Annotated in this window: 6 protein-coding genes and 1 pseudogene; 6 read left to right on the top strand and 1 reads right to left on the bottom strand. The window is 64.7% G+C overall.

The genetic code is table 11. The features are described 5' to 3' along the window. A partial coding sequence (locus FOZ70_RS37260) for a PQQ-dependent sugar dehydrogenase (protein ID WP_219707875.1) occupies window positions 1-1,065 on the bottom strand: 1,065 nt, incomplete at its 3' end. Between the two features lie 153 nt (window positions 1,066-1,218). Here FOZ70_RS37260 and rpsP point away from each other — a divergent pair. From rpsP to FOZ70_RS37230, 6 genes and pseudogenes are all read left to right on the top strand, one after another. Continuing rightward, a complete protein-coding gene (gene rpsP / locus FOZ70_RS37255) occupies window positions 1,219-1,473 on the top strand; it encodes a 30S ribosomal protein S16 (protein WP_006476550.1) in 255 nt (84 codons plus the stop codon). Window positions 1,474-1,515: 42 nt separating this feature from the next. Further along, window positions 1,516-2,193 carry a ribosome maturation factor RimM gene (rimM, locus tag FOZ70_RS37250; protein ID WP_021159743.1) on the top strand — a complete coding sequence of 226 codons (678 nt, stop codon included), beginning with the start codon at window positions 1,516-1,518 and terminating at the stop codon, window positions 2,191-2,193. Between the two features lies 1 nt (window position 2,194). After that, a pseudogene (locus FOZ70_RS37245) lies at window positions 2,195-2,871 on the top strand (tRNA (guanosine(37)-N1)-methyltransferase TrmD). Window positions 2,872-3,004: 133 nt separating this feature from the next. Continuing rightward, the gene (rplS, locus tag FOZ70_RS37240) at window positions 3,005-3,397 is read left to right on the top strand and encodes a 50S ribosomal protein L19 (protein WP_006753174.1); all 393 of its coding nucleotides are present in this window, start codon (window positions 3,005-3,007) and stop codon (window positions 3,395-3,397) included. Window positions 3,398-3,484: 87 nt separating this feature from the next. Next, window positions 3,485-4,171: a CoA pyrophosphatase gene (locus FOZ70_RS37235; protein WP_069247448.1), complete on the top strand. Its 687-nt coding sequence runs from the start codon at window positions 3,485-3,487 to the stop codon at window positions 4,169-4,171. 120 nt (window positions 4,172-4,291) lie between these two features. Then, window positions 4,292-4,781, top strand: a 490-nt coding sequence (locus FOZ70_RS37230) for a cobalamin biosynthesis protein (RefSeq protein ID WP_219707874.1), incomplete at its 3' end; no start/stop codon positions are given.

The raw sequence follows: 4,781 nt of genomic DNA, 5'->3' as shown, positions 1-4,781 counted from the left end.
CGGCAGCACGTCGGCAGGGCGTCCCCAGACCGTGCCGTCGGGCCGCAGCCAGCCCGTGACGAACGGAGTCTGGCGCGCGTGGCTGCCGTCCGCCGAGACCACGACACGCATCACGCGGTAGCCGACCTTCATGCTGCGGTTCCACGAGCCGTGTTCGGCGATGAACACGTTGTTGCGGTACGACGCCGGAAACATCGGCCCTGTATAGAAGCGCATGCCGAGGGCCGCGACGTGCGCACCGAGTTTCAATACGGGCGGCACGTAGCGGCGGCAAACGTCGGGGCTGCCGAATTCGGGGTCAGGCGTGTCGCCGCCATGGCAGTACGGGAAGCCGAAGTCGAGGCCTGCGCGCGGTGCGCGGTTCAACTTGTCGTCGGGCACGTCGTCGCCCATCATGTCGCGCCCGTTGTCGGTAAACCACAGCTCGCCCGAATCGGGGTGCCATGCGAAGCCGACCGTATTGCGTATGCCGCGGGCGACAATCTCGCTCCCGCTGCCGTCCGCCTTCATGCGCGCGATGATCGCGTAGCGGCTGCGATCGGCGAGACAGACGTTGCACGGTGCGCCGGTCGGCACGTACAGCTTGCCGTCGGGGCCGAACGCGATGAATTTCCAGCCGTGATGGTGTTCGGTCGGCAGCGCGTCGGTGACGACGGCGGGTGCGGGCGGTGTGGCGAGTCGGTCGTCGATGCGATCGAGCCGCAGGATGCGCGATACGGCTGATATATAGAGTGCGCCGTCACGGTAGGCGACACCGACTGGCATGTCGAGCCCGGAAGCGATCACGTAGCGCGCGCTGATCCGGCCCTCGTGCATCACGAACGCGTGCACGCGGCCTTCCCGCGTGCCGACATACAGGATACCGCGTGGCGACCACGCCATTTCGCGAGCGGTCGGTACCGCGTCGGCCAGCACTTCGACGTGGAAGCCGGGCGGCACGACGAGTTCGCCCACCGGCAGCGGCGCGGCTGACGCCATTGCGGATACGAGGCAGGCAAGGCCGGCAAGCAGCGCCGCGAAACGGTGCTGCGCGCGGCACATCGAGGCGGCGCGAAGGGGCGGCATGACGGTGTGGAACGTCCCGGACACGACGATTCTATGCCCGGCGGACAGGCCGCCCGCGGATTTTTTGCGCGTAAGTGTTTGTTGTACCTCTGGTTTCCGGCTATAATCGCGTGTTTCAGTAGTTTCGAACCCGGTTTTCCCGAAGGACATCATATGGTTATCATCCGTCTGGCTCGTGGCGGCTCGAAGAAGCGCCCGTTCTACAACATCGTTGCTACCGATTCGCGCAACCGTCGTGACGGCCGCTTCATCGAGCGCGTCGGCTTCTACAACCCGGTCGCCACGAAGGGCGAATCGCTGCGTATCGCTCAGGATCGCCTGACGTACTGGCAAGGCGTTGGCGCGCAACTGTCGCCGACCGTCCAGCGTCTCGTGAAGGAAGCGCAAAAGGCGCAACCGGCTGCCTAACATGGCGCGGTGTGCCGGTCGTGCCGGCTGTGAGGTGCATTGATGGCGGGTCACGATTCCGGTAATGCAAGGCGCGGGCGTGCGTCGTTTGGCGCATTCGTCCGCAAGCCGGTCGAGCGCGACGTTGTCGCGAACGCCGGTCAGGCTGCCGAGCAGGGCAGTCTCGAAGTGGCGCAGGCCTGGCCCGACGATGCCGTCGAGGTCGGGGCAGTGGTCGACGCCTATGGCCTGAAGGGTTGGGTCAAGGTGGCGACACATGCCGACGCCGGTCGCGGTGGCGATGCGCTGCTCAAGGCGCGCCACTGGTGGCTGGAGCGCGGTGCGGAGCGGCTTTCCGTCCGCATCCTGCAGTCGAAGACGCACAGCGACACTGTCGTTGCGCAACCCGCGGGCGTGAGCGACCGCGATGCCGCGCTGGCCATGCGCGGTTTTCGCGTGTTCGTGCGCCGGGAAGATTTCCCGGCATTGGCCGCGGACGAATTCTATTGGGTCGACCTGATCGGTCTCGATGTCGTCAACGAGCAATCGGTGGCGCTCGGGAAGGTGAGCGGGATGATCGACAACGGCGTGCATTCGATCATGCGTGTCGAGTATCCGGCGACCGGCAAAGACGGTCAGCCGACCACCGACGAGCGGTTGATTCCGTTCGTCGGCGTCTACGTCAAAACGGTGGATCAGGCGGCGCGTCGCATCGTCGTCGACTGGGAAGCCGATTACTGAAATGAACCAGGTTACCGAGAGCGCGGTGCAGTTCGACGTCGTCACGCTCTTTCCCGAGATGTTCCGTGCACTGACCGACTGGGGGATCACCAGCCGGGCCGTCAAGCAAGGGCGCTTCGGGTTGCGCACCTGGAACCCGCGTGATTTCACGACGGACAACTACCGCACGGTCGACGATCGTCCGTACGGCGGCGGTCCGGGCATGGTGATGCTGGCCAGGCCGCTCGAAGCCGCGATCGATGCCGCGAAAGCGGCGCAGGCGGAACAGGGTATCGCGAGCACGCGCGTCGTGATGATGTCGCCGCAAGGCGCACCGCTCACGCACGATCGCGCGGTGCGGATGGCGCAGGAACCCGGCGTTGTCGTGCTGTGCGGTCGCTACGAGGCGATCGACCAGCGCCTGCTCGACCGTTGCGTCGACGAGGAAATCAGCCTCGGCGATTTCGTGCTGTCGGGTGGCGAATTGCCGGCGATGGCGATGATGGATGCCGTCGTGCGGACGTGCTGCTCGGCGGGCATCATGCCGAGATCGAGAAGTGGCGGCGCCAGGAAGCATTGAGGAATACGTTGCGGAAGCGGCCGGACCTGATCGTCCGGGCGCGCCGCGAGAAGTTGTTGAGCCGGGCCGACGAGGCGTGGCTCGCGAACCTCGCACGCGAAGCGAAGGACGCCTCCTGAGGCGGCTGCGCGGGCGGGAATTGGCGGTGCCGTACATGCGTGTGCGGCGCCTGATGTGAATCCATCCTCTATCGGGGCCAGGCCTGGAAGCAGGCGGGTGTGAACGCCGACACGATGGCATAAGGAGTCAGTAATGAATCTGATCGCAAAACTTGAGCAGGAAGAAATCGAGCGCGCGCTCGCCGGCAAGACGATCCCCGAATTCGCCCCGGGCGACACGGTGATCGTGAACGTGAACGTGGTTGAAGGTAACCGCAAGCGCGTTCAGGCCTACGAAGGCGTCGTGATCGCTATTCGCAACCGTGGCCTGAACTCGAATTTCATCGTCCGCAAGATCTCGTCGGGCGAAGGCGTCGAGCGTACGTTCCAGACGTACTCGCCGCTGCTGGCAAGCATCGTCGTGAAGCGCCGCGGCGATGTGCGTCGTGCGAAGCTGTACTACCTGCGCGAGCGTTCGGGCAAGTCGGCTCGTATCAAGGAAAAGCTGGTGTCGAAGGATCGCGCCGCAGCAGCTTCCCAAGAGTAAGAGCTGTAAGGAAAAAGCACCCACCCGGGTGCTTTTTTCATTCTGGCGCGACAATATGCTCGATACGACACCAACACGAGAGCCCCATTGAATCGCCGCCCCATCATCGATCCCGAAGTCCTGCCGGTCGAAGGCACCGGCGCCGGCCTGCCGGCCATCGATTCCCGCCTGATGACACCGTCCGGCCTGCGCGACCGTTTCGCGCGCACGCTCGAGTGGAGTGTCGAGCCCGGCGAGGCGAGACTGCAGGAGGGCGTCGATCCGCGTAGCGCGGCCGTCCTCGTTCCGCTCGTCGTCCGCGAGTCCGGCCTCACCATGTTGCTGACCCAGCGCGCCGACCACCTGAACGACCACGCCGGACAGATCAGCTTCCCCGGCGGTCGCCGCGAACCGTTCGATCGTGACGCGACCGCAACCGCGTTGCGCGAGGCGAAGGAAGAGATCGGGCTGGCGGACGAGCGTGTCGAGATCCTCGGCGCATTGCCCGACTACCTGACCGGCACGGGCTTCTGCGTGACGCCGGTGGTCGGCCTCGTGCATCCGCCGTTCACCGTGCAGGCCGACACGTTCGAAGTGGCCGAGATTTTCGAGGTGCCGCTCGCGTTCCTGATGAATCCCGCGAACCATCAGGTCCGGGTGTTTCGCTGGGAAGGCGGCGAGCGTCGTTTTTTTGCGATGCCCTATCCGAATGGCGAACCCGGCGGGCATTACTTCATCTGGGGCGCAACTGCCGGCATGTTGCGCAATCTGTACCGCTTCTTGGCAGCCGGCTAGGCGCACGCGGCGGCTGGCGCGCGCGGCCGGCTGCCGCACGACTGCGTCGGCAGCCATCCGGTGCTTACGCTGTGCTATCGTTATGCAAAAAATGACATAACTCCGAAGACGGCGCCACGCATGACTTTCTTTTCGGTTCTCCTCGCCCTCATCATCGAACAGGTCCGCGCGTTGTCGCCGAACAATCCGGTGTTCGCGTTGTTCCAGTTTCATGCGGAAACCGTCGCGCATGGTCTAGACGCAGGCAAGCAGAAGCACGGCATCCTCGCATGGCTCGCGGTCGTGCTGCCGTGGGTGCTGATCGTCGCGCTGATCTATTTCCTGCTGTACAAGGTGAGCTTTGTGCTCGCGTTCATCTGGAACGTCGTCGTCGTGTATTTCACGCTCGGCTTCCGCCAGTTCAGCCACTACTTCACCGACATCCACCTCGCGCTCAACAACGATGACGTGCCCCGTGCGCGCGAGATCCTGCACGAGTGGACGGGTATCGACACGGTCGACATGCCGGTCGGCGAAATCGTCCGCCATACGCTGATTCACGCCGTTGTCGCATCGCATCGTCACGTGTTCGGCGTGTTCTTCTGGTACGTGCTGCCGATCGGCCCGGCCG

It is taken from the genome of Burkholderia sp. COPS, assembly GCF_019425585.1.
In the GTDB taxonomy this organism is placed as follows: Bacteria; Pseudomonadota; Gammaproteobacteria; order Burkholderiales; family Burkholderiaceae; genus Burkholderia; species Burkholderia cepacia.
The sequence above is the reverse complement of the archived record's forward strand: the minus strand, read 5'-3'. Positions and strand labels throughout refer to the sequence as shown.